The organism is Massilia aquatica (assembly GCF_011682045.1).
Taxonomy (GTDB): Bacteria; Pseudomonadota; Gammaproteobacteria; order Burkholderiales; family Burkholderiaceae_D; genus Telluria_A; species Telluria_A aquatica.
The window spans coordinates 89,588-114,065 of record NZ_VVIW01000017.1 but is presented as its reverse complement, the minus strand read 5'-3'; the positions used below and the strand labels follow the sequence as shown (position 1 = coordinate 114,065).

Here is a 24,478-nt window from a genome sequence, read left to right as displayed (position 1 = left end):
AACGGCTTGCGCCGTCATGCAGCGTGCATTACCGGGCCATTTTACTGGCGCGGGTGCGCTGTTCCGGATCGATCTCGAGATAGCGCCAGGTAGTAAATTCGACAGGGTGGCGCTTGTAGTTTTTTAACCACGGATGTTGCAGGTCGGCAGAAAGCGGGTGGCTCAGCGGCACCCACGGGTTGTAGGCGTGGATCAATTGATTCATTTCGCCATACAGTGTCTGGCGCGCCGGCGAGTCGCCCAATAAGCGCGCCTGTTCGTAGCGCTCGTTGTAGGCGGGCAGATTGAAGCGCGCATAGTTGGCGCGGCCTCGGTTGCCGCCGTACAGCAGCTGATAAAAATTGTCGCCATCGGGGAAATCGGCGATCCAGTTGCTCTCGAACATTTGCACCTTGCCCAGGCGCGAGGCTTTGATGATGTCGGTCTTCTTGTCGGTCCGGAACACCACGCGCAAGCCGATGGCGTTCAGGTTCTTGCGCCAGAGTTCGTCGCGCAGGCGCCCGCCGACAGTCGCTTCGCTGTGCATGGTCAGGGTGAAGGGCTTGCCGTCCGGGCCGCGCCGGAATCCGTCCGGATCGCGCTGGCGGTAGCCGAAGCGCTCCAGCAGCGCCTGGGCCAGCGCCTTGTTGTACGGCACCGGCGTGCGGTAGGCCGCATCGTAGCCGAGCACGTTCGGCGGCAGCGGCGACTCGGCGCGCAGGGCGAAGCCTTTCTTGAGCAGGCCGATATCCTCCGCGCTGTCGTAGCTGAGCGCAATCGCGCGGCGCAGGGCCACCTTGTCCTTGCCGTAGCCGCCCAGCAGCGGGTCTTCCATGTTCATCCACATATAATAGGTCTGCAGCACCGGAAAGCGGCTCAGCACGATGCCGCGCGCGGCCAGCTCCGGTTTCAGCTTGCCATGACTGATCACCATGTCGGTCAGCGATTCGGGCACCTGCTCCAGGTAATCGTATTCGCCGCTCAGGAATCCCAGCATGCGCCCCTGGAATTCCTCGGCGATGCGCACCTCGACCTTGTCCAGCAGCGGCAGGCGCTGGCCTTGCCATGTCACGCCCCAGTCGCGGTTGGCCAGCAGCACGATCTTGTCGCTGCGCTTCCATTCGCCCAGCCGGAACGGGCCGCTGCCGACCGGATGGTTCCCGGCCTGGCCCGGATAGGCGTCGATGACTTCGCGCGCCACCACGCTTGACGCCGGCATGGCCAGGTAAAACAGGAAATTCCTGTCGGGCGCGGAGAGGGTGATGCGCAGGGTGTGGCGATCGGGCGCTTGCAGGCCGGCAATCCCGGTGGACTGGCTGAACGCGCCCTTGAGCGCGGCGTCGCCCTTGAGCTTGCCCTCGAACAGGAACAGCCACGGCGACTTGAGGGCCGGGTCGTACAGGCGCTTGAGACTGTAAACATAGTCGGCGGCGGTCACCTCGCGCGGCGGGCCCTTGAAAGCCGGGTCGGCGGCGAAGCGCATGCCGGGACGCAGGCGGAAGGTGTACACCAGGCCGTCGGCGCTCACCTCGGGCAGCGCCATGGCGGCGTTGGCGCGCAGGGCAACCGGACGGGCATCGACATCGTAGCGCAGCAGCGGGTCGAACAGGTTTTCGAGCAGGCTCAGGGTGGCGATGTCGGATGCCACCGCCGGGTCGAGCCCGGTTTCGCTGTTGGCCAGGAAGGTGTGCAAGACCTTCTCCGCCGCAGCCGTGGCCGCATGAGCGGGGGCGGCGAGCAGCAGGGCGGCAACGCTGGTGGCAAGGCGGGCAACAATACGGCGGCGAATCGTCATGGCAAATCCTCGTGGTCCGGTGCGTATGATAGGCCACGACGGAGCGGGTGGACTTTTTACATAGCCAGGCTGCATGGTTTGCTTAATTCGCGGTAACCTGCGCCTATACTCTCGCTGCAACATCATCCCTCACGCGAAACGAATACGATATGGCATTGAACTACATCTGGTCCGGCTTTTTCCTGGTCGGCTTCCTGGCGGCACTCGCGCAATGGATTTTCCTCGGCGATACCGAGATTTTCAAGAAGATCGTCGACGGTACCTTCGAATCGGCCAAGATGGGCGTGATGGATATTGCCCTGCCCTTGGCCGGGGTGATGACCTTGTGGCTCGGCATCATGAACATCGGCGAAAAGGCTGGCGCCATCGGCTGGCTGGCCAAAGTCATCTCGCCGTTCTTTTCGCGCATCTTCCCGGAAGTGCCGAAGGACCACCCGGCCACCGGCCACATGGTGATGAATTTTTCCGCCAACCTGCTCGGGCTCGACAACGCCGCCACGCCGTTTGGCCTGAAGGCCATGGAAAGCTTGCAGACGCTCAATCCTCACAAGGATACGGCCAGCAACGCGCAGATCATGTTCCTGGTGCTGCACACCTCCGGGCTCACGCTCATTCCGCTGGCCATCATGGCCCAGCGCGCCATTCTCGGCGCCAAGGATCCGTCCGACATCTTTATTCCGTGCATGATCGCGACCTATGTGGCGACCCTGACCGGCATCATCGCGGTGTCGATCAAGCAGCGCATCAACCTGCTCAACCGCGTCGTGATCGGCTGGCTGGGCGGGATGACGGCCGCCATCTGCGCGCTGATCTACTTTTTCACCAATTACCTGACCAAGCCGGAAATCGAGCTGGTCTCGCGCGTGTCGAGCAACCTGATCCTGTTCTCGATCATCATCATCTTCATCCTCGGGGCCATGCGCAAGCAGGTCAATGTGTACGAAGCGTTCATCGAAGGCGCCAAGGGCGGCATCCAGACTTCGCTGACCATCATTCCCTACCTGGTGGGAATGCTGGTGGCGATCAGCGTGATCCGCAATTCGGGCGTGCTCGGCTTTGTGGTGCGCGGACTGGAATGGATTTTCATCAGCCTCGGCATGCCGACCGAATTCACCCCGGCGCTGCCGACCGCGCTGATGAAGCCGCTGTCGGGCAGCGGCTCCAAGGCGATGATGATCGACGCCATGACCACCTACGGCGTGGACTCGTTCGTCGGACGGCTGGCCTGCATCTTCCAGGGCTCGGCCGACACCACCTTCTACATCGTGGCGTTGTACTTCGGCTCGGTGGGCGTGCGCAAGACGCGCTATGCGATTTCGTGCGGCCTGATCGCCGACTTTGCCGGCATCGTCACGGCGATCTTCGTCGCTTACCTGTTCTTTGGTTGATCATGAAAATCACGATGCTGCGCCCACTCGCTTTTGCTGTCCTGCTCGCTTTCACGCAAGCGGCCAGCGCCCAGTTGCCGGCCCCGGTCAGCCAGTTGCTGTTCGATGCCAACATTCCGGAAGACGCCATGAGCGCGCTGGTGCTGCGCGGCGACGCGGCGCTGCTGTCGCACCTGGCCGAGCGTCCGCTTAATCCCGCCTCGACCATGAAACTGGTGACCACGATCGTCGCGCTCGACCAGCTGGGGCCGGCGTTTCGCGGCCGCACCGAACTGCGCAGCGGCGCCAGCCTGACTGGCGACGTGCTGCGCGGCGACCTGGTGCTGCGCGGCGGCGCCGACGCCGATTTCAGCGGCGAGGTGCTTGAGCGCATGCTGCAATCGCTGCGCAACCAGGGCATCCGCAAGATCGACGGCCGCTTGGTGCTGGACCGCCAGCTGTTCAACCCGGCCCGGCCCGATATCGGCGCGCCGCAGTTCGACGAATCGCCCGAGGCTTACACCAACGTGATTCCGGACGCCTTGATGGTCAACAAGAACATGCTCGAACTCGACCTGCGCTCGGGCGCCGGCACGGTGGCGGTGGTAGCCTATCCGGCGCTGGAAGGCGTGACGGTGAGTTCGGCCATGACCCTGGTCGAGGCCGACTGCGGCAGCTGGGCCAACGGCTGGAAACAGCCGGACGTGCAGCGCGACCGGACCGGCAAGATCACGGTGCTGCTCAAGGGCAGTTTTCCCAAGCACTGCGCCAGGTCGTACCGGGTGAACGTGCTCGACCGCCAGGATTACCTCGACCGCCTGTTCCGCGCCACCTGGACCCGGCTGGGCGGGGTGCTGGTGGGCGAGACGGTGGAAGCGGCTAGCCCGCCGGCCACGCGCCTGCTGGCCGAGCACGTCTCGCGCACCTTGCCCGACATCGTGCGCGACTACAACAAAAGCTCCGACAACACCCTGGCGCGCACCGTGTTCCTGACCCTGGGCAGCCTGGAAGCCGATCCGGTGGTGGGCAGCCGCGCGCTGGCCACCATTCCCGGCGAAACCACGGTGGCGCGCGCCGACCGTACCGTGCGCGAGTGGATGCGCGCACGCGCCATCGACGATACCGGGCTGGTGCTGGAAAATGGGTCGGGCCTGTCGCGCATCGAACGCATCAGCGCGGTGCAGATGGGCGGCGTGCTGCAAGCGGCGCTGCGCAGCAACTGGTCGCCGGAATTTGTCAGCAGCCTGCCGATCGCGGCGGTGGATGGCACCCTGCGCCGGCGCCTGGCCGACAGCCCGGCGGCCCAGCGCGCACGCCTGAAAACCGGCACCTTGCGCAATGTGGTGGCGGTGGCCGGGTATGTGCGCGATGCCGGCGGGCAGCAATGCGTGGTGGTGGCGATGATCAACAGCGAATTGATCGGCAACGGCAAGGGCCGCGCGGTGCTCGATGCGCTGGTCGATTGGGTGGCGCGCTTCGGGGCTGCGAATTGATCTGAAGGGACTGGCGCGATCGCACCGATACCCTGGAAGTGCACCGATACTCTGAAAAGTGCACCGATACTCTGAAAAGTGCACCGATACTCCGAAAAGTGCACCGATACTGGTATTGAGCGGGCATGTGGAAATTACGGGCAAGGCACGCGCAACGCGATATCGCCTGCTGGCAAGCAATGCCCCTGTTGTCCCTGAACAGCCGGCAACACCGAAGCCCACCAGCGCCATCTCAACCGACGCCGGTCCGCGCTGGAGCGCCGCCAGCCGGCAACTCCGGCAGCAACTCACACGGCCTGTGATGGCCCGCACCCCCGTCACCTATCGCCGGGAGTTTGTCGATAACTACAAGCCCAACGAAACTTTCTTGCTGACTCCTGAACTTGCGGAAGAACTGGCTGGGCTCGGCCACTTGACGGGCCGGTTTCCGGCGGGGACGTTTGCCCGTAAGGTGCTGGAGCAATTGCTGATCGACCTGTCATGGTCATCCTCTCATCTTGAAGGCAATCGCTACACCCTTCCGGATACGGAAAAACTGTTCAAAAGCGGCGCTGCCGCGACCGACAGCGACGCCATCATGCTGCTCAATCACAAAGCCGCCATTGAGTTCATTGTGGAGGCGGTTCCCCTGCAAGGACTCAACGCCCGCCTTGTGTGCAATGTTCACGCCATCCTCATGCACGACCTCCTGGTTGACGCTACGTCACTCGGCACGATCCGCACGCAAGTCGTCAACATCAGCGGCAGTACGTATATTCCGCCCCAAGTTCCGGCAGTGCTGGAAGAAATGTTCGAGCGCATCATCGTGAAAGCGCAGCGAATCAAGAACCCGTTGGAGGCCGCCTTTTTCCTCTGGGTCAACCTGGCATATCTGCAGACCTTCGAGGACGGCAACAAGCGCGTGAGCCGGATCGCCGCCAATATCCCGCTGATACTGTATAACCAGGCGCCACTGTCGTTTCTGGATGTGGACCGTGAGGATTATGCGCTGGCGATGATGGGGGTGTATGAGGCGTGCGATGTGTCGATGGCGATCGACCTCTTCGAATGGACCTATCGGCGCTCCCAGACCAAATACGCGGCCGTGGCGGGAGCGCTGGATGCGCCAGATCCGTTCCGCGTGAAGTATCGCGACGCACTCAGCGAAGCGGTGGGCGCGGTGGTCCGGCGCCGTCAACCGATAGAGGAGGCAATTGCGGCGCTGGACTTGCCCGCGGAGGACGCGCCAAGGTTCCAGGAATTGCTGGCGCAGAAACTGAACATCCTTGCCGATTTTAACTGCGCGCGCTACCGCCTCGGCATGAAGGAAACCCAGGCCTGGATTGACGAAGGCCGCCCCATCCGGTAACTCAGTGCTCGGTACCGGCGTAAATCCACATCGGCGCGGTGCGGCCGGCGCGGGTGAAACCGAGCGACTCGTAGAAGGCGATGGCGTCGCCGTCGGCCGTCAGCATCTGCTGGTGAAAACCGGCGTAGCGCTCGCACAAGGCTTGCATCATCAGGCGCCCGATACCCTTGCGCTGGTGCGCCGGGTCAACCAGGAAATGCGGATAGTAGACCACCAGATGCCCATCCGAAATCGCGTTGCCGATGCCGACCAGCACCCCATCCTCGCGCGCGGTTACCAGGCTGTGCGAGTTGCGCAGCGCCGCCATCAGCTGCTCGGGCTTGTCGGCGGAGGACCATTCGTTGGCGCGGTACAAGGCAATCACTTCGGCTTCGCCGATCTGGTCGTTCAGGCTGATGTTCATGGCAGGGGGACGGGCATTGTTGAGGGTGGTTTATGGTAACAGTCTCGAATGCAACACGCTGGCGACGCCTTACAGCACGCGCTGGAAGGTTTGCCGGACCCAATCCCGGTCGCCGCAATCGAAGTGCCACCATTCGCTGGCAATGCCCGTGAAACCGGCCTGCGCCATCGCAGCGCGCAGCAGTTGTCGGTTTTGCACATGCAGCGGCGCCAGCTCGCCGCGCGCCAGCAGCAGGTCTTCACGCGCCGGATGCGAACGCTCGCTCATGTCGTCAAAACCCGTGCCCATGTTGAGTTCGCGCCCGTGTTCGTCGAGAATGGTGATGTCGAGCGCCATGCCGAAGGAGTGGATCGAACCGCGTTCGGGCGCGGCCAGGTACATGCGCAGGCCGGTACCGTCGAGCGCGTCCCACAGCGCTTCCTGCACCCGCTGCGGGCGCAGGGCATCCAATATCAGCGCGGTGCAGCCGGGACGCTCGCGCGCCAGCCAGACCACCACTTGTTCCAGCGCGGCGGCGGCATCGACATGCAGCCAGGCGCAGTCGAACGGCGAATACAGGTCGCGCCCGGTGAAGTTATCCACACCCGCGTAGCGCAGGTCGATCGCAATCCCGCCAATGCCCGACAGATGGCGGAAGTCGGCGCACTGGCTGACCTGTTCAATCGGCAAGCCCTCGATCATGACGGCGCTCCACGCAGCAGGCATTGGCGCGCCGCCGCACCGATGCAAGCGACCAGGGCGCGGGCGCCGTGCGACAGTGGCGCATTGCTGGCGGTGAGCAAAAACAGCTGCACCGGAATCGGCGGGGTCCAGGCGCGCCGCTGCACCCTGGCGTCCTGCGCGGACGCCGCCGTGAACGGGTCGACCACCGCCATGCCAGCGCCAGCCTCGACCAGCGAGCGGGCGATCTGGTAAGTCTGCACCACCGTGTGGAATACCGGGTGCACACCCTGCGCCTCGCAGGCGGCCACCAGCTGTTCGCCAAGCGGATCGTTGTCGGCGTGGCCGATCAGTTCGCCGCTGAGGCCGTCGGGGCCGACCGGCTGGCCGCACAGGTCCTCGCTCCAGCTCCCTGGCGGGGCGATGACGGTCATCACGCCCTCGGCCAGCGCTTCGGCCACGATGCCGGGGTGGTGCGGGTCTTGCAGCGACAGCGCCAGGTCGGCTTCGCCCAGGCGCAGGGTCTGGACGATTTCGCTGGTGTGGTGCGTGCCGAGCTCGCAGCGCGTGTGGGGAAACTCCTTGCGCCACACCGTCATCGCCTGCGGCAGCACGCTGACGGCAATCGTCGGCGTGGCCACCAAGCGGATGGTGTCGACCGCGCCGCCCTTGAGGCTGGCGGCGAGGCGGCGGATGCCTTGCAGGTCGCGGTGCAGTTTTTCGGTTTCGGCGAACAGGCGGTGCGCTTCGGGCTTGGGGTAAAGCTTGCCGCGCACGCGCTCGAACAGGGGCATGCCCAGTTGCAGTTCGCAATGCTGCAACACCTTGGTCACAGCCGGCTGCGAAATGTGCAGCACCTGGGCCGCGCCGCTGATCGTGCCCACCTGCATGATGGCGTGGAAGACTTCGATGTGGCGCAGGCGCATGGTGCTGCCTATGCCACGGGCTGCGCGGGTGCTGGCGGCGTGGGCGCCGCAGGTAGCGCCGGTGCCGCCGGTTTCACGGCGGGCGTGGTGAGGGCGTCGAGCAGGGCCGCCGTTTCGGCGTCGGGTGCGCCGTCGATGGTGAGCGGGCGGTATTTCATCTGGAAGGCGGCGATGACGTTGCGGGTCGCGTCGTCCATCAGTCCGGTCTGCGGCACCGCGTAGCCGACCGTGGCCAGGCGCGCCTGGAACCAGGCGACGTCGGGCAGCATCAGGTCGTACACGGGGCGCGCGGCGGCGACTTTGGCGGCGTCGGGCCAGGCCACCAGGCCGTGCCGGGCCAGCTGGCCCCATGGGAACAGCGGACCAGGGTCCTGCTTGCGCTGGGGGGCGATGTCGCTGTGGCCGAGGATGTTCTCGGGCGGGATGTTGTGGCGCTTGACGATGTCTTGCAGCAGCACGATCAGGCGGTCGACCTGGGCTTGCGGGAACGGGTACCAGACCCGCCCGGCCGGGGATTCGGTGAAGCCGGGGTTGACGATTTCGATGCCGATCGAGCTGCCGTTGAGCAGAGTGTAGTTTTTCCAGTTCGATACACCGGCGTGGTTGGACTGGCGCGTTTCGTCGACCAGGCCGTAGACGACCGGAATCGCTTCATCAGTCAGCAGGTAGTGGCTGCTCACCGTTTGCTCGGTCAATACCTTGATCGATTGCGGCAGGTTGATGGCCGTGTAGTGCAGGACCACGAACTTGACGCGGCTGCTCTGGCCTTTGGCCGAGTAGGTGTGGTCGATCACGGGGCCGGTGGCGCAGCCGGTGAGCAGGGCGATCAGGAGGGCGGCGAGCAGGGTTTTCATTGGCGAGTAGAAGGAAGATGGTAAATGTTCAAATACCTCCGTCGTTCCCGCGCAGGCGGGAACCTATAGCACCTTGGTTGATCGAAGGTGCTATGGACTCCCGCCGAGTGCTGCCTTGGCACGGGAGCGACGGAGGTGGCGCGGGCAACGGAGGCGGGCGCGGACTCTTATGCCGCGGCTAAACGCGCCGCTGCATGATGAGCGCGGGCTGTCGTTTGCGTCAAGCTTATCGTATCCGGCAACTCGGCGCGCATCGTGTTCACAATCAGCGCATGCAGCGTTGCCGCGCGGCCGGCCAGCACCACCGGGCGCGCGCCAAAACGCGCCGTCAAGGCCCGCGCCAGGCGCGCCAGTTCGCGTCCCGCTTGCGTCAAGATTGCCGCCGCGACCGGATCTTCCCCGGCACTGGCAGCCACCGCCAGCGCCAGCCGCCCGACCTCGCCGCGTTCCTGTCCATACATGAACTGGCGCGACAGGGCCCAGTCGTCGCCGCCAATCTGCGCAAACACGGCCTGCGCCATCGGCGACGAACGCCAGCGGCCCGGTTCTTCATCCTCGTTGCGCCAGATGTGGCGCAATGCCTCGCGTGCGATCCAGAAACCGCCACCGCCGTCGTCCAGGATCACCCCGCGTCCGCCGGCGCGGTGGAACACGCCATCGGCATCGATAAAGGCGCCGATCGAGCCGGTCCCGGCGTACACCAGATAACCCTCGCCCGGCGTAAAACTGGCCAGGTAAGCGATTTCGATATCACTGCTCAGCACCACCGCGTCGGGCGCCAAGCCGAGCGGCGCGGCCAGCCACTGCCGCAACTGCGCGTCATCGCCGCCGAAACCGGTCAAGCCGGCGCGCACCGCCTGCGGCTGGCCGTGCACCAGCACGCTAGCCGCCAGCGCGGCAAAACTGGCCTGCACCCTGGCGCGGCCGTCGCTACTGCCCATCTGCAAGGCCGACAGGCCGGCCTGCTCGCCCTCGGCCACAATGATGCCGTCAAGCCCCGCCAGCGCCCAGCGCGTGCTGGTGCCGCCGGCGTCGATGCCCAGGCCCAGTCCACTCATGGCTTGAGGACCGTCACGCGTTCGCTTTCGTTGCCGAGGCGGTCGACCGCGCTGACGAACACCGCGCTGGCCGGGCCGTTTTTGGCGTCGTCAAGCACGGTCCAGTCGGCACGCGAAGCCGGCACGACGGCAAAGCGCCATTCGCCACCGTGACGCGACCAGATCGCGTACTGCGCGTTCGACTTGCCGGCGGTGAGCTTGAGCGCGACGCCGTTGCCCTCGCGCCGCGCCGTCACCGTCGGCAGGCCGGGCGTCTCGTTGCCCAGCCAAGGCGAGGCCGGCACCAGCGCCGGGGCGACGTAGTGGCCGGCCTTGAGCTGGTCGGTCAGGCCCTGGCGGTTTTCCATCAGCGCCACCATGCTGAAATGCACGTGGCCGCCAGCGCCGGCGCGGCTGCGCGTGACACCGATCTGCTGCACGATTTCCCTGGCCGGAAAACTTTTGGTGGCGGCGCCGATGCGGCTGGTGAGCAGTCCCGGCCAGATATGGCGCCGCTTGCCGTTCTGCGCCACCCAGTAGTCGAGCAGTACGTCGTAGGCCTGCTGCGGCTGGGCGATCGACCAGTACAGCTGCGGCGACAGATAATCGAGCCAGCCGTTGGCGAGCCACAGTTCGGCGTCGGCGTAGAGCTTGTCGTACTGGCTAAAACCCACGATGCCTTTCGGACGGCGGTCCGGACGGCCGATGCCGAACGGGCTGATGCCGACCCGCACCCAGCTTTTTTCGCGGTGGATGCCGGTGTACATCGCTTCGATCAGCTTGTTGACGTTCTGGCGCCGCCAGTTGGCGCGGTCAAGCTTGCCGCCGGACAGCAAATAGCGCTGCCAGGCCGGCTGGTCGGGAAACTCCAGCTCGGCCTTGGGCGCCCAGGCGCCGTCCAGCGCGGCTGTCTCGGCACCGCTGGCGCCGGGCGCTTCGATCGGATACGGATAAAAATAGTCGTCCAGGTGCACGCCGTCGATGTCGTAGCGGCGCACCACGTCGAGGATCACGTCCAGCGTATGTTTCGACGCCGATTCTTCGCCCGGGTCCATCCACAGAAAGCGCCCGTAGGTCTTTACGGCCGCCGGATTGGATCTGGAAATATGGTCGTGCGCGGGCGGCGACTTGGCGGTGGCGTGGCGCGCGCGGTAGGGGTTGAACCAGGCGTGCAGTTCCAGCCCGCGCGCATGGGCTTGCGTGACCCAGAACTTGAGCGGGTCGTACCACGGCTGCGGGGCCTGGCCCTGGGTGCCGCTCAGGTACTCGGTCCACGGTTCCAGCTTGGATGGATAAATGGCGTCGGCGCTCGGCCGCACCTGCAGCACGATGGCGTTCAGGTTCATGGCCTTGGCGCGGTCGAGGATGGCGATGGCCTCGGCCTGCTGTTTCTCGGCCGACAGGTTGGCGCGCGAGGGCCAGTCGATATTGGCCACCGTCGAGACCCAGGCGGCCCGGAACTCGCGCGGCGCCACCGGCGGCACGGTCTCGGTGCCGCCCTGGATGGTGGCCGGGCTGGGCGTGACGCCATAGGCCCCTCCTGTCACCGGCGCGGCCGGCTTGTCCGTGGTGCACGCTGTCATCAACCCGCTCAGCGCCATGGCGCCGGCTACTCCTGCTCGCGCCAATGCGCGTCTTGTCCTGTTCGGCTGCAAACCATTCCCCAATTTAAACTTTTACAAACCACTTCTTGCGCCACATGCCCCATGCGATCAAGAACATTGCCGCATTAAACAGCAGAGCATAAAGCAAAGAGCTGTTGACCGGCGACACACCAAGCGCGCTCACCTGTGCATACAGGCGCGCCGCCAGCGGCACGCCGCCGGGCGCGATAAAACCCAGCATTTTAGACACCAGCCCGGAAAACGCGAAAATAAAGAGTGCATTCATGCCATAAATGAGGAGCGGCGTGCTCCAGCGCGCCGCCGCGCTGCGGATCGCCGCATGGGGATTAGCGTCGAGCAGCCAGTAAAAACTGGAAAACACGATCAGCGCCCAGCCGGTCATGAACAGGCAGAACGACGGTGTCCACAGGCTTTTGTTGATCGGCATGAGGATGACGTCGAGCATGGCGCCGATCCACAGCAGCGCCAGGCCCGCCAGCAGCATCCAGACGGTCTGTTCGGTGCGCGGGTGGCCAGACAGCAGCCAGCGCCCCGCCAGCACGCCCAGCAGCTGGCTGCACAGGGCGGGAATGGTCGATAGCAAGCCTTCGGGGTCCCAGGTTTTCGACTGCGGCCACAGGTGGCCGTCCAGCAGCAGGCGGTCGACGTACGCGCCGAAGTCCTGGCCCGGTTCGAGCACGCCGGCGCCGATGCCGGGCACGGGTACCAGCAGCATCAGCACGCTGTACAGCGCCAGCAGGCCGATGATCCACAGCACTTGCGCTTGCCAGGTGAAATACAGCACGATCGGCGCGGCCAGCAGGGTGCAGATGGCGATCCGTTGCAGTACGCCGGGAATGCGCACGGTGGAGAGGTCGAAACCCGGGATCAGGTTGAGCGCCAGGCCGATCAGGAAGATGATGCCGGCGCGTACCGCCAGTTTGCGCAGCAGGGCCGGTTTGTCGGCGCCGGCGGCGGCCAGGCGGCCCAGCGAGAACGCCATCGAAACGCCGCCGATGAACAGAAAAAACGGAAAAATCCAGTCGGTGAAGGTCCAGCCATGCCAGTGCGCATGCGCCAGCTGGGAATACAGATGCGCCCAGTCGCCCGGGTTGTTGACCAGGGTCATGGCGGCAATGGTGAAGCCGCGAAAGGCATCCAGCGAGGCGAGGCGGGCCGGCGCCGTCATTGATCTGCCATCATTGATCGACCCGCTTGCCGAACTCAGGGTCGATCTTCACCAGCGCCGCCATGATGAACGCGGGAATCGTCATCACGCAGACGTAGATGAAGAAGTGCTGGTACCCCAGGAATTCCTGGATTTTGCCGCTGAACATGCCAGGCACCATCATGCCGAGCGCCATCAGCCCGGTGCAGAGGGCGTAGTGGGCCGTCTTGTGCTCGCCGTCCGAGACCATGATCATGTACAACATCATGGCGGTGAAACCGAAGCCGTAACCGAACTGTTCCAGTGCGATGCTCGCTGCGATCAACACAAAGTCCTGCGGCAGCGCGGTGGCGAGGTAGACGAACACGACGTCGGGCAGGTGCACCGCGAACACCATCAGCCACAGGCAGCGTTTCAGGCCCCAGCGCGAAATCAGCAAGCCGCCCAGCAGCCCGCCCAGGGTCAGCGCGATGATGCCGATGGTGCTGTAGGCCAGCCCGACCTGCGCGGTCGTCATGCCGAGGCCACCCTTGATGAGCGGGTCCTTCATGAAGGGAATCGCCAGTTTCAGCAACTGCGATTCGCCCAGGCGGAAGGTGAGGATGAAACCGAGGATCAGCCAAATGTCGCGCTTGCCAAAAAATGAGGCAAAGGTCGCGAAGAACTCGGCCAGCTTGTTCTCGCTGCCGACCACGGCCTTGTCTTCGGCCGGCCGTCCCAGCACCACGCTGTGATAGGCGAACAGGCCGCTGAATACCGCCGCCAGCACGAAGAACACCACCGACCAGGCAAAGCCGACGTCGCCCGTGCTGGTGGTCAGCTTACCGGCCAGCATGGCCATGGCGCCGCCGCCGGCAATCGTGGCCAGCCGGTAAAAGGTACTGCGCACGCCGACAAAGGCGGCTTGCTGGTATTGCTTCAGGCCCAGCATGTAGAAGCCATCGGCGGCGATGTCGTGGGTGGCGGAAAAGAAGGCCATCACCCACAGCACGGCCAGGCTCATCTGGAACCAGCCCGGCAGGTGCATCGTGAAGCCGACCGCGGCCAGCGCGGCGCCGATGGCCAGCTGCAGCGAAACAATCCACCAGCGCTTGGTGCGCACCATGTCCACCAGCGGCGACCAGAGCGGCTTGACGACCCAGGGCAGGTACAGCCAGCTCGTGTAAAAGGCAATATCGTCGTTGCCGACGCCGCGATCCTTGTACATCAGGACCGACAGGGTCATCACCACCACATACGGAATGGCCTGGCCGAAATACAGGGAAGGCACCCACAGCCAGGGGCTTCTGTCTTGCTTGGTTTGCATCGCAGTTTGCATCGGAGTTCTTGTTGTACTTTCGTGATCATGCAGGCAGGGCGGGCCGCCCGCGCCGCCCGCGCATGTCACGGGATGGCGTCAGGCGGCCAGTGCCTGGCGCACGCTGCCGCGCGCGCTGTCAAGCAGGGCCCTGGCCTGGCCGATACTGGTTTTTTTGGTCAGGGCCACGATGGCGACCTTGACATGGAAATCGCATTGTTCCAGCACCGCGCGGGCGGCGGCCTCGTCGGCGCCGGTGGCAAACATCGTCAGGCGGACCGCGCGCAGCACCAGCTTGGCATTGGTTGGTTTCAAGTCTACCATCAGGTTGCCGTAGACCTTGTGTAAACGCACCATCAAGGCGCTTGAAAAGGTGTTCAGGGCGATTTTCTGGGAAGTGCCGGCTTTCAGGCGGGTGCTACCGGAAATGACTTCGGGGCCGGTGTCGAGCGTGATGCCGATCTGCGCGCCGCGCACCACGGGCGCATCCGGATTGTTGGCAAAGCCGACCGTGAGGGCGCCGGCCTCGGTGGCCGCTTGCAGCGCGCCCAATACGTACGGGGTGGCGCCGGAGGCGGCCAGCAGCAGCACCACGTCGTCGCGCCCGGGATTCAAGGCGCGCAGGTCGGCCGCGCCCTGGGCGGCATCGTCCTCGGCCCCTTCGACGGCGACGAACATGGCGTCGATGCCGCCGGCCAGCAGCGCCAGCGCGCGTTCGTGTGGCCAGGAAAAAGTGGGATACAGTTCGACGCTGTCGAGCACGCCAAGGCGGCCGGAAGTGCCGGCGCCCACATACATCAGGCGTCCGCCGGCGTCGATGCGCGGCAGGGCGGCCGTGACGGCGGCGGCGATCTGGCCTGAGGCCGCCTGCACCGCGCGCACGGCATGGAACTGGTCGTCGACCAGCGCGTTGACCAGCTCGGCGGTCGGATACTGGTCGAGGGCCGCATGCTGCCGGTCCGGGGTTTCGGTATTCAACATGGCCGCTCCGCTGCTGGGGATGCGGCTAGTGTAATGCCAAACGACTGGCGTTCAGTATGAAAAGAATAGAAGTAGAAGCGGCATCACGCGATGCATCAGGCCACCCTGCGCATCTCCGCCACGAAGTCGTAATGGTCGCTGCGGCAATACGAATGGGTCAGCTCGACCGCCTGGCCCGATTCCAGGTAGCCCACGCGGGTGATGTACAGCACCGCCTGGCCTTCCGGCACGCCGAGCTGGCCGGCCAGGACGGCGCCGGCATTCATGGCGCGGATGTGCTGCAGCGCGCGCACCGGGGTGTGGCCGGTGGTGGCCAGGTGCTCGTACAGCGAGTTGCCGACCGCTTCAGGGCGCGCCAGCACGCTGGCGGGAATCACGCTGACCTCGTAGGCCATGACCACGTCGTCGGCCAGGCGCAGGCGCTCGAGGCGGGCCACGCGGGAGTTCGGCGACAAGCCGAGGCTCAGTTGTTCGTCGGCCGACGCCACCACTACCGAGCGGCTGAGCCACTGCGAACCGGGGCGGTAGCCGCGCTGCTGCAACTGCTCGGAAAAACTCGACAAATTCGACAGCGGCTGCTCGATACGCGGCGCCACGTAGTTGCCGGAGCCGCGGCGGCGCACCACCAGGCCCTGTTCGACCAGCTGGTCGATGGCCTTGCGGGCGGTCACGCGCGACACGTCGAGCTGTTCGGACAGCAGCCGTTCGGACGGCAGGGCCTGGTCGACCTGGTAGCGCCCGTCGCGCACATCCTGGATCAGCTTGCGCGCCACTTGCATGTACAGCGGGGAGTTGTCGTTCGAATCGACCTTGAAATCGGTGTGGGTAGTGCTCATTACGGTTCCGCTCATGGTCATGGTCCTGTGCTGCTCCGTCATGCCGGCGCGCGCGATAGTGTAGCCGCAATGGCGCTGCCGGTCAGTATGCGCCAGTATGAAATTATTCACCGCACGCATGTCAGCACGTTATAGCGGGCGGCAAAATAATGTGGCGCTGATCGACCATTCTAGCCTGATTGGGTGGCCGGCTCCCGCGCCGCTACGGAAATTTTATGCCGTACTGGCAAAGGCGCCAGAATTCTTATTTCATAGACAAGACTCATGAGCGGCGGTTATGGGCGCGGCTGCAAGATTCATTGGCGCAGGCGGCGCCCTGTCCGTAAGCTGGGGGCGTCAAGGTAGCGGGAGGTGCAGCGGCATGCGCGAGGTAATCGTGATCGGCGGCGGGGTGGTGGGACTGGCGTCGGCCTGGTGGCTGCTCGAGGCCGGCTTCGGCGTGACCCTGCTCGAAGCCGAGGCCACGCTCGGCGCGGGCGCCAGTTTCCGCAATGGCGGCCAGCTCAGCTATCGCTACGTGGCGCCGTTTGCGGACGTTGGGGTGCCGCTCAAGGCGCTGCGCTGGCTGTTGCAGAAAGATGGTCCGCTGCGCTTCCGGCCCGAGGCCGACCGCCGCCAGTGGCGCTGGCTGGCGCAGTTCGTGGCGCACTGCAATGCCGACACGCACCGCCGCACCACCATGCGCCTGCTCCAGCTTGGCGAGCTGAGCCGTACGGCGATGGCGCGGCTGGATGGCATCCTGCCTAAAGAAGAGTTCGCCTGGCGCGAGGCGGGCAAGCTGGTGGTGTACCGCTCGCCCAGGGCCTTCGCCGCGGCGGCGCGCGCGGCGGCGGGCGGCGAGGTGCTGTCGGCGGCCGAGTGCGTGGCGCGCGAACCGGCGCTGGCGGCGGCGCAAGGCGTGCTGGCGGGCGGCATGTTCAATCGCGGGGAGGCGGTGGCGGACTGCCATGCGTTTTGTGCCGGGCTGGGGCGGCGCCTGCGCGCGCATCCGCGTTTTCGCGGGGTGGTGCGCGCCAACGCGCGCGGCTTTCTGGTCGAGCACGGCAAGGTGCGCTGGCTCGATACCAGCGCCGGCATGCTGGTGTTTGATGACTTCGTGCTGGCGGCGGGCATCCGCAGCCGGACTTTGGCGGCCACGGCCGGCATATACCTGCCCTTGTATCCGCTCAAGGGCTACAGCCTGTCCGCGCCGGTGCGGCCGGGCGACCGCGCGCCCGACATCAGCGTGACCGACTTCGAGCGCAAGGTGCTGTATGCGCGCATCGGCGCGCAGTTGCGGGTGGCGGCCATGGTCGACCTGGTGGGCGAGGACGCCGCGCTCGACGCGGGCCGGATCGCCGGACTGCTGCGCCAGGCACGCGCGGTGATGCCGCTGGCGGCCGACTACGGGCAGGTGAGCGCGTGGGCGGGGCTGCGGCCGGCCACGCCTAGCAGCGCGCCCATCATCGGGGCTACGCCACTCGCCAACCTGTGGCTGAACGTGGGGCACGGGCCGCTGGGGTTTACGTTTGCGTGCGGGTCGGCCAGCGTGTTGGCCGATGTGATGCGGGGGGAGGCGCCGTCGATCAGCCTGGAAGGGCTGGGGTTGCGGGTTTAGGCAGCATCGCTGAGCGCGGCGGGTGTCTCGCCGCCCTCGCATGCGCTTGGGTGTGTCAGCGCGAACATGCGGTCATAGTATGCCTGCACCTCAGGCGAGATGCGCCTGACCACGCTAGCCGCCAAACGTTCGGCAATATCGTCGTCGTTGAAGGCCCATTGATCCATCAGCATATCGTGCAAGCTGGCCCCGGCGCCGCTTGCATCAGGGCCGGAACGTCGGCGCTTTGCGCTGCGTTCCAGCTCGAAGGAATTGCCGGGAAAGCGCATCGATTGATCGGAAAGACGATTCTTGCGCAGCGATGTCTTTTTCATGGTCTCTGCTCCCAGAGCGCAGCCGGGTTGGCTTGCGAACTATAGCTGTGAACACTTGCCGGTCGACTTCCCATTGCCAGCGCCCCCAGCGAAGCCCACTGCACATCGTCTCCGGTCCCCGCGTCCATCCACGCTTTATAGTAATTTAAAACAGGATCGTTGGCATATCCATCGAAGATCATGCTGGGTGGAATATATCTCCCGGTATCCAGGAAGCGTAAAAGCGCCTGCCTGGTTGCTTGAGCGCGGTCCAGTAGCATTGTCGTCAAGTGAACCTGATAGCCGTGTACAAGAAATGATTGGCGTACAGCTTTTAGACGGCCTTCATCATTGCCAATGAGCGGAACGACAACGTTTAGTTTGTTCGAGGTACAGTACTCAGACAAGGACGGCGTGTCGGAGTTCGATGTTGCGAAAATAAGCATGCGTGATTCCTCATGAACCAGCATGGGGCCGGCCAGGGCATGCGCGAATTCGGGTAGTTTTCGCTTGGCAAAATCCGAGTCGAGCACCATGGCCCCCAGACGATTTGAAATGGCACTCACCAGAGCCGACTTGCCAGATGCCGGCAAGCCAGTCACCAGATAAACGCATGCTCCGGGCTCAGCCGGTCGTCCACACGGTTTGGCACCGCCATAACCCAATCGGATTTGCTCGTCAGACTCAAGCCTCTCGTAGGAGATGAGTTCATCGATAATTTGCCGGTGCAGGAGATCACGCACGCCATCGCTGCGATATGACGGCACACGATTGCGCCTGCTCGCCATCGTGGAGTCCGCCTGTATCGATTCCACGGCACTTTGCGCATCGCGGACGCGCTTGCAGAGTTCCGGCAATGACAGCGTGCCGCCATTGCCGAGCCGGAGTTCATGCTTCATCCCAAGGCAACGTTCTAGAAACAGTTCGATGCTCTCATGGTCCAGCAAGGGCCTGGCATAGTTCCTGGTCATGGGTCGCCTGTCAACGCACAATGTCAATCGAAGACATCAAACTTAACAGCGCCGCGTGACCAGGATCTGCGCGCACGCAAATGTGCGCGCGGCTGCTATGGCAAGACTTCGATGCCGACCAGGCGCCCGTCAACGAAGTCCATGAACACATCCGCGCCTTCATACTCCATGAGGTCGGACAAGCGCACCATGCTTGTTCCACGCATACCTTTTCCCGGATGGTCGGGAAGACTCAGGTAGGCGACCGGGAGGTCGACTTCAGGATCGTACTCAGGGTCCTCGTCAGGATCGGAATCGCACACCGTCAGCTCGAATTTTCCATTTGGCATAACAATCTTTCCAGCTGCAAGTCACAAGGATGGGGAGCCAGGCGCGTCCACTGCGCGCTGACAGCTTGCCAGCATACAATATCCTTTGGCGTTCGCACGCCAAGGCGCACGCCGTCCCAACGCCGCCGGCAATATGGCGGATAATTGCAAGATTCTGTTTCTGCAAACAACCATGCCCTCTCCCTCCACCTGCCCTTGCGGCGGCGCAACCTTTGCCACCTGCTGCGCTCCTTTCCTGGCGGGCGACGCGGTGCCGCCGACGGCCGAAACCCTGATGCGCTCGCGCTACAGCGCCTACACCCTCGGTAACGAAGCCTACCTGCGCGCCACCTGGCACCCGAGCACCGTCCCAAGCGAGCGTATCGTGGGCGAAAACGAGCCAACCCGCTGGCTGGGACTGGAGATTAAATCTGCTTTACGTTTACGTAAACGTCAAGCAAACCTGCTAGAATCGCCGGACGCCGATACCGTAGAATTCGTCGCCCGCTACAAGATTGGCGGGCGCGCGCACCGCCTGCACGAAGTGAGCCGTTTCGTTCGCGAGACCCACGACGGCGTGGCGCGCTGGTACTACCTGGACGGCAGTTTCCCGGACTAAAAAAGGATCGCAATGCCCCACATCGACAGCAAACTCAATCCGCGCAGCGACGACTTCAAGGCCAACGCCGCAGCCATGCAACGCATCGTCGACGACCTGCGCGCCAAGGTCACCGCGGCCGCCGCCGGCGGTGGCGAGGCCGCCAGCGCCAAGCATGTCGCGCGCGGCAAGCTGCTGCCGCGCGACCGCGTGCAGATGCTGCTCGATCCCGGCACGCCCTTCCTCGAATTGTCGCAACTGGCCGCGTACGAGATGTACGACGGCGCCGCACCGGCCGCCGGCATCATCACCGGCATCGGGCGCGTGTCGGGCCAGGAGTGCGTGATCGTCTGTAACGATGCCACCGTCAAGGGCGGCACCTATTACCCGATGACGGTCAAGAAGCACCTGCGCGCGCAGGAAATCGCCGACCAGAACAAGCTGCCGTGCATCTACCTGGTCGACTCGGGCGGTGCCAACCTGCCGAACCAGGACGACGTGTTCCCCGACCGCGACCATTTCGGCCGCATCTTCTTCAACCAGGCCAATCTGTCGGCCAAGGGCATCCCGCAAATCGCCGTCGTCATGGGTTCCTGCACCGCCGGCGGCGCTTACGTGCCGGCCATGAGCGACGAGTCGATCATCGTCAAGGAACAGGGCACGATTTTCCTGGGCGGCCCGCCGCTGGTGAAAGCGGCCACCGGCGAAGTGGTCACGGCCGAAGACCTGGGCGGCGGCGACGTGCACACGCGCCTGTCGGGCGTGGTCGACCACCTGGCGCAGAACGACCTGCACGCGCTGTCGCTGGCGCGCACCATCGTGTCGAACCTGAACCGGGTCAAACCGGCCCAGATGGCGCTGCGCGAGTCAAGCGAACCGAAATACGCGCCCGAAGAACTGTACGGCGTGATCCCGGTCGATACGCGCAAACCGTTCGATGTGCGCGAAGTCATCGCCCGCATCGTCGACGGCAGCGACTTCGACGAATTCAAGGCGCGCTACGGCACCACCCTCATTTGCGGCTTCGCCCATATCTACGGCGTCAAGGTCGGCATCATCGCCAACAACGGCATCCTGTTCTCGGAGTCGGCGCTCAAGGGCACGCACTTCATCGAGCTATGCTGCCAGCGCAAGATCCCGCTGGTGTTCCTGCAAAATATCACCGGCTTCATGGTCGGGCGCAAATACGAAAACGAAGGCATCGCCCGCAACGGCGCCAAGATGGTCACGGCCGTCGCCACGGCGGCGGTGCCGAAGTTCACGGTCATCATCGGCGGCAGCTTCGGCGCCGGCAATTACGGCATGTGCGGCCGCGCGTTCTCGCCGCGCTTCTTGTGGATGTGGCCTAATGCGCGCATTTCGGTCATGGGCGGCGACCAGGCGGCGTCGGTGCTGGCCACGGTCAAGCGCGACGGCATCGAGAACAAGGGCGGCCAGTGGTCGCCGGAGGAAGAAGCCGCCTTCAAGCAGCCGATCAAGGACCAGTACGAACACCAGGGCCACCCTTACTACGCCACCGCGCGTCTGTGGGACGATGGCGTGATCGACCCGGCCGATACCCGCATGGTGCTCGGCCTGGGTTTGTCGGCCGCCCTCAACGCGGAGATTCCGGACACGAAGTTCGGCGTCTTCCGCATGTAAAGGAACAGTATGCAATATCAAACTCTCGCCGTTGCCATCGCCGACAAGGTCGCCACCGTCACCCTGAACCGCCCGGAGGTGCGCAACGCCTTCAACGAAATCACCATCGCCGAATTGTCGCTGGCCTTCGATGAACTGGGCCGCAGCGACGACATCCGCGCCATCGTGCTCGATGCGAACGGCCCGGCCTTCTGCGCCGGCGCGGACCTGAACTGGATGAAGAAAATGGCCGGCTATTCGCACGCCGAAAACAGCGAGGACGCGTCCAAGCTGGCCGAGATGCTGCGCGCAATCTACCTGTGCCCGATACCGGTGGTTGCGAAGATCCAGGGCGACTGCTACGCCGGCGGCATGGGCCTGGTGGCCGCGTGCGACATCGCGGTCACCGTCAACAGCGCCAGCTTTTGCCTGTCCGAAGTCAAACTGGGCCTGATCCCGGCGACCATTTCGCCCTACGTGATCCGCGCCATGGGCGAGAACGCGGCGCGCCGTTATTTCCTCACGGCCGAAAAATTCAGCGCACAAGAAGCGCACCGCATCGGCTTCGTGCACGACATCGTGCCGGCCGATGCGCTCGACGCGCATGTGGCGGCGATCGTCAACGCCATCGTCACCAGCAGCCCGAACGCCGTGCGCGAAGCCAAGGTGCTGGTGCGCGAGATTACCGGCAAGGCGGTCGACGCGGCCATGGTGGTCGATACCGCCGAACGCATCGCCAAGGTGCGCGCGTCGGACGAAGGCCGCGAAGGCGTGGCCTCCTTCCTCGAAAAACGCAAGCCGTCGTGGCTGGTGTAAGGCGATGGCGGACATGTCCCAGGATTGGGTAGCGCGCAGCCTGCGCAGCGTGTGGCACCCGTGCACGCAGATGCAGCACCACGAAACCGTACCCCTGATCCCGGTCAGCCACGGGCGCGGTGCATGGCTGTACGACCATGAGGGCAAGCGCTACATGGACGCCATCAGTTCATGGTGGGTCAACCTGTTCGGCCACGCCAACCCGGTCATCAACGCGGCCCTGAAGGACCAGCTGGACCGGCTGGAGCACGCCATGCTGGCCGGCTTCACGCACGAACCGGTGGTGCGCCTGTCGGAGCAGTTGTCCGAGATGACCGGCAAGGTGCTCGGCCACGCGTTCTACGCGTCGGACGGCGCCTCGGCGGTCGAAATCGCGCTGAAAATGAGTTTTCATGCGTGGCGCAACGCGGGCCTCTCCGACAAGCAGGAATTCGTGTGCCTGCAGGGCAGCTACCACGGCGAAACCATCGGCGCGCTGGCGGTGACCGACGTGGCCCTGTTCAAGGATGCCTACGGCCCGCTACTGCGCGCCGCGCGCGTGGTGGCGTCGCCGGATGCGCGCAACGCGCAGGAAGGCGAAAGCGCGCAGGACGTGGCGCGCCGCGCCGCAGCGGACGTGGAAAAGCTGTTCGAAGAACGCGCCGGCCGGATCGCCGCCATCATCATCGAACCGCTGGTGCAGTGCGCGACCGGCATGGCGATGCACGACCCGCTTTATCTGACGCTGGTGCGCGAACTGTGCGACCGCTTCCAGGTGCACATGATCCTCGATGAAATCGCGGTCGGCTGTGGACGCACCGGCACCTTTTTCGCCTGCGAGCAGGCCGCCATCTGGCCCGATTTTTTGTGCCTGTCCAAAGGCATCAGCGGCGGCTACCTGCCGTTATCCCTGGTGCTCACGCGCGACGAGGTGTACCAGGCTTTCTACAGCGAAGACGTCACACGCGGCTTTTTGCATTCGCACTCGTACACCGGCAATCCGCTGGCCTGCCGCGCGGCGCTGGCGACCCTGCAGATCTTCCAGGACGACGATGTGTTGAACCGCAACCGCGCACGCGCCACGCGCCTGACGATGGCCCTGGCGCCGCTGGCGGAACATGACCGTGTGCGCAATTTCCGCCAGCGCGGCATGATCTGGGCCTTCGATGCGGTCGAACCCGATAGCGCGCGCGCCGCCACCTTCTCGCGCCGCTTCTTTGCCAGCGCGCTGGACAACGAACTGCTGCTGCGCCCCATCGGCCGCACGGTGTACCTGATGCCGCCGTATATCCTCAGCGACGAGGAAAGCGACGGCCTGGCCGAGCGCACCCGCGCCGTGTTCGACACCGTGATCGCGAGCAGCTAGATGAAACTGATCGACGCCATCGAGAACCAGCTGCGCCAGCTGGACGAGCAAAGCCTGACGCGCGAACGGCGCGTGGTGGAAACCCCGTGCAAGCCGCGCCTGATGGTGGGCGGGCGCGCGCTGCTGGCCTTTGCCAGCAACGATTACCTGGGCCTGGCCGCGCATCCGCGCGTGGTCGATGCGCTGCGCGAAGGGGCAAGCCTGTACGGCGCCGGCAGCGGCGCCTCGCATCTGATCTCGGGCCACAGCGTAGCGCACCAGCGGCTGGAAGAGCGGCTGGCCCACTTCGTCGGCCCGCACCTGGAATCGGCGCGCGCGCTGAGCTTTTGCACCGGCTACATGGCCAACCTGGCGATCCTGACCGCACTCGGCGCCGACGGCGACGCCCAGATTTTTTCGGAATCGCTGAACCACGCCTCGCTGATCGACGGCGCCAGACTGGCGCGCGCCTCGGTCAAGGTGTACCCGCATGCGGACCTGGCGGCCCTGGGCGCCATGCTCGCCGCCAGCAATGCCACCGCCAAGCTGGTGGTGAGCGACAGCGTCTTCAGCATGGATGGCGACATCGCCCCCTTGCCTGAACTGCTGGCGCTGTGCGAACAGCACGACGCCTGGCTGGTGATCGACGACGCCCACGGCTTCGGCGTGCTGGGCGCGCACGGACGCGGCGCGCTGGAGCACTTCAAGCTGCGTTCGCCGAATATCGTCTACATGGGCACCCTGGGCAAGGCGGCCGGCGTCGGTGGTGCGTTCGTGGCGGCGCATGCCAGCGTGATCGAACTGATGATCCAGCGCGGCCGGCCTTACATCTACACCACCGCCGCGCCGCCGGCGCTGGCGCATGCGCTCCTGACCAGCATCGACATCATCGGCGGCGACGAAGGCGCTTCGCGCCGCGCGCACCTGGCGTCCCTGGTCCAGGCCTTCGACCAGCAGCTCGATCTGCAACGCTGGCAGCGGGTGGCATCAAACACCGCGATCCAGGCGATCGTGATCGGCACCAACGAAGAAGTCCTGCGCATCGGCGCCGGCCTGCATGGCCACGGCCTGTGGGTGCCGGCGATCCGACCTCCGACCGTGCCCGAAGGGACTGCGCGCCTGCGCGTGACCCTCTCGGCCGCGCACACGCATGAAGAAGTCGCGCAGCTCGCCGCTGTGCTCAACGACCTGGAAAGGACGTGA

General features: G+C 64.9%; 23 protein-coding genes. 9 read left to right on the top strand and 14 right to left on the bottom strand.

The window, feature by feature from the left end; genetic code table 11:
• Positions 1–28 precede the first annotated feature (28 nt).
• Positions 29–1,774 carry an ABC transporter substrate-binding protein gene (locus F1609_RS24145; RefSeq protein ID WP_167079201.1) on the bottom strand — a complete coding sequence of 582 codons (1,746 nt, stop codon included), beginning with the start codon at positions 1,772–1,774 and terminating at the stop codon, positions 29–31.
• A 149-nt stretch (positions 1,775–1,923) separates the two neighbouring features.
• On the opposite strand from F1609_RS24145, the gene F1609_RS24140 reads away from it, so the two are divergent.
• The 3 genes from F1609_RS24140 to F1609_RS24130 all read left to right on the top strand — a co-directional run bounded on the left by F1609_RS24140 (position 1,924) and on the right by F1609_RS24130 (position 5,982).
• Positions 1,924–3,162: a spore maturation protein gene (locus tag F1609_RS24140; protein ID WP_167079200.1), complete on the top strand. Its 1,239-nt coding sequence runs from the start codon at positions 1,924–1,926 to the stop codon at positions 3,160–3,162.
• 2 nt (positions 3,163–3,164) lie between these two features.
• Positions 3,165–4,634 (top strand): D-alanyl-D-alanine carboxypeptidase/D-alanyl-D-alanine endopeptidase, encoded by a 1,470-nt coding sequence (gene dacB / locus F1609_RS24135; protein ID WP_229422028.1) that lies wholly within the window; start codon positions 3,165–3,167, stop codon positions 4,632–4,634.
• Positions 4,635–4,761: 127 nt separating this feature from the next.
• Positions 4,762–5,982, top strand: a complete 1,221-nt coding sequence (locus F1609_RS24130) for a Fic family protein (RefSeq protein ID WP_370661664.1) — start codon at positions 4,762–4,764, stop codon at positions 5,980–5,982.
• Position 5,983: 1 nt separating this feature from the next.
• Here the strand turns inward: F1609_RS24130 and F1609_RS24125 are convergent, their stop codons facing one another.
• From F1609_RS24125 to F1609_RS24080, 10 genes are all read right to left on the bottom strand, one after another.
• Positions 5,984–6,385 (bottom strand): GNAT family N-acetyltransferase, encoded by a 402-nt coding sequence (locus F1609_RS24125; RefSeq protein ID WP_167079198.1) that lies wholly within the window; start codon positions 6,383–6,385, stop codon positions 5,984–5,986.
• 69 nt (positions 6,386–6,454) lie between these two features.
• Positions 6,455–7,090, bottom strand: coding sequence for a M15 family metallopeptidase (locus F1609_RS24120; RefSeq protein ID WP_229422027.1), 636 nt, complete (start codon positions 7,088–7,090; stop codon positions 6,455–6,457).
• The gene (locus F1609_RS24115) at positions 7,063–7,971 is read right to left on the bottom strand and encodes a LysR family transcriptional regulator (RefSeq protein WP_167079197.1); all 909 of its coding nucleotides are present in this window, start codon (positions 7,969–7,971) and stop codon (positions 7,063–7,065) included. Before F1609_RS24115 ends, F1609_RS24120 begins: the two co-directional genes overlap by 28 nt.
• Positions 7,972–7,979: 8 nt before the next feature.
• The gene (locus F1609_RS24110; RefSeq protein ID WP_167079196.1) at positions 7,980–8,825 is read right to left on the bottom strand and encodes an N-acetylmuramoyl-L-alanine amidase; all 846 of its coding nucleotides are present in this window, start codon (positions 8,823–8,825) and stop codon (positions 7,980–7,982) included.
• A gap of 167 nt (positions 8,826–8,992) precedes the next feature.
• A complete protein-coding gene (locus F1609_RS24105) occupies positions 8,993–9,883 on the bottom strand; it encodes an N-acetylglucosamine kinase (protein WP_167079195.1) in 891 nt (296 codons plus the stop codon).
• The gene (locus F1609_RS24100) at positions 9,880–11,445 is read right to left on the bottom strand and encodes a glycoside hydrolase family 10-like protein (RefSeq protein ID WP_229422026.1); all 1,566 of its coding nucleotides are present in this window, start codon (positions 11,443–11,445) and stop codon (positions 9,880–9,882) included. Before F1609_RS24100 ends, F1609_RS24105 begins: the two co-directional genes overlap by 4 nt.
• A gap of 85 nt (positions 11,446–11,530) precedes the next feature.
• The gene (locus tag F1609_RS24095) at positions 11,531–12,655 is read right to left on the bottom strand and encodes an acyltransferase family protein (protein WP_167079194.1); all 1,125 of its coding nucleotides are present in this window, start codon (positions 12,653–12,655) and stop codon (positions 11,531–11,533) included.
• Between the two features lie 10 nt (positions 12,656–12,665).
• A complete protein-coding gene (locus tag F1609_RS24090; RefSeq protein WP_167079193.1) occupies positions 12,666–13,940 on the bottom strand; it encodes an MFS transporter in 1,275 nt (424 codons plus the stop codon).
• A 90-nt stretch (positions 13,941–14,030) separates the two neighbouring features.
• Positions 14,031–14,912, bottom strand: a complete 882-nt coding sequence (locus F1609_RS24085; protein ID WP_167079192.1) for an N-acetylmuramic acid 6-phosphate etherase — start codon at positions 14,910–14,912, stop codon at positions 14,031–14,033.
• A gap of 95 nt (positions 14,913–15,007) precedes the next feature.
• A complete protein-coding gene (locus F1609_RS24080) occupies positions 15,008–15,748 on the bottom strand; it encodes a GntR family transcriptional regulator (protein ID WP_167079191.1) in 741 nt (246 codons plus the stop codon).
• Positions 15,749–16,109: 361 nt separating this feature from the next.
• Between F1609_RS24080 and F1609_RS24075 the strand changes: the two genes are divergently transcribed.
• Positions 16,110–17,345, top strand: a complete 1,236-nt coding sequence (locus F1609_RS24075) for a D-amino acid dehydrogenase (RefSeq protein WP_167079190.1) — start codon at positions 16,110–16,112, stop codon at positions 17,343–17,345.
• Here F1609_RS24075 and F1609_RS24070 read toward each other — a convergent pair.
• The 3 genes from F1609_RS24070 to F1609_RS24060 all read right to left on the bottom strand — a co-directional run bounded on the left by F1609_RS24070 (position 17,342) and on the right by F1609_RS24060 (position 18,938).
• Complete coding sequence (locus F1609_RS24070; RefSeq protein WP_167079189.1) at positions 17,342–17,659, bottom strand: hypothetical protein; 318 nt, start codon at positions 17,657–17,659, stop codon at positions 17,342–17,344. The two genes, F1609_RS24075 and F1609_RS24070, sit on opposite strands and share 4 nt — an antisense overlap.
• Positions 17,656–18,609: a zeta toxin family protein gene (locus tag F1609_RS24065; protein WP_167079188.1), complete on the bottom strand. Its 954-nt coding sequence runs from the start codon at positions 18,607–18,609 to the stop codon at positions 17,656–17,658. Before F1609_RS24065 ends, F1609_RS24070 begins: the two co-directional genes overlap by 4 nt.
• A gap of 95 nt (positions 18,610–18,704) precedes the next feature.
• Entirely contained in the window at positions 18,705–18,938 is a 234-nt protein-coding gene (locus F1609_RS24060) for a DUF2283 domain-containing protein (RefSeq protein WP_167079187.1), read from the bottom strand.
• A 172-nt stretch (positions 18,939–19,110) separates the two neighbouring features.
• Between F1609_RS24060 and F1609_RS24055 the strand changes: the two genes are divergently transcribed.
• The 5 genes from F1609_RS24055 to bioF are packed head-to-tail and all read left to right on the top strand — an operon-like array spanning position 19,111 to position 24,478.
• Complete coding sequence (locus F1609_RS24055; protein WP_167079186.1) at positions 19,111–19,536, top strand: YchJ family protein; 426 nt, start codon at positions 19,111–19,113, stop codon at positions 19,534–19,536.
• A 12-nt stretch (positions 19,537–19,548) separates the two neighbouring features.
• On the top strand, positions 19,549–21,156 hold the full coding sequence (locus F1609_RS24050; RefSeq protein WP_167079185.1) for a carboxyl transferase domain-containing protein: 1,608 nt from the start codon (positions 19,549–19,551) through the stop codon (positions 21,154–21,156).
• A 9-nt stretch (positions 21,157–21,165) separates the two neighbouring features.
• A complete protein-coding gene (locus F1609_RS24045; protein ID WP_167079184.1) occupies positions 21,166–21,951 on the top strand; it encodes an enoyl-CoA hydratase/isomerase family protein in 786 nt (261 codons plus the stop codon).
• A 13-nt stretch (positions 21,952–21,964) separates the two neighbouring features.
• Entirely contained in the window at positions 21,965–23,296 is a 1,332-nt protein-coding gene (bioA, locus tag F1609_RS24040; RefSeq protein WP_229422025.1) for an adenosylmethionine--8-amino-7-oxononanoate transaminase, read from the top strand.
• The gene (bioF, locus tag F1609_RS24035) at positions 23,297–24,478 is read left to right on the top strand and encodes an 8-amino-7-oxononanoate synthase (RefSeq protein ID WP_167079182.1); all 1,182 of its coding nucleotides are present in this window, start codon (positions 23,297–23,299) and stop codon (positions 24,476–24,478) included.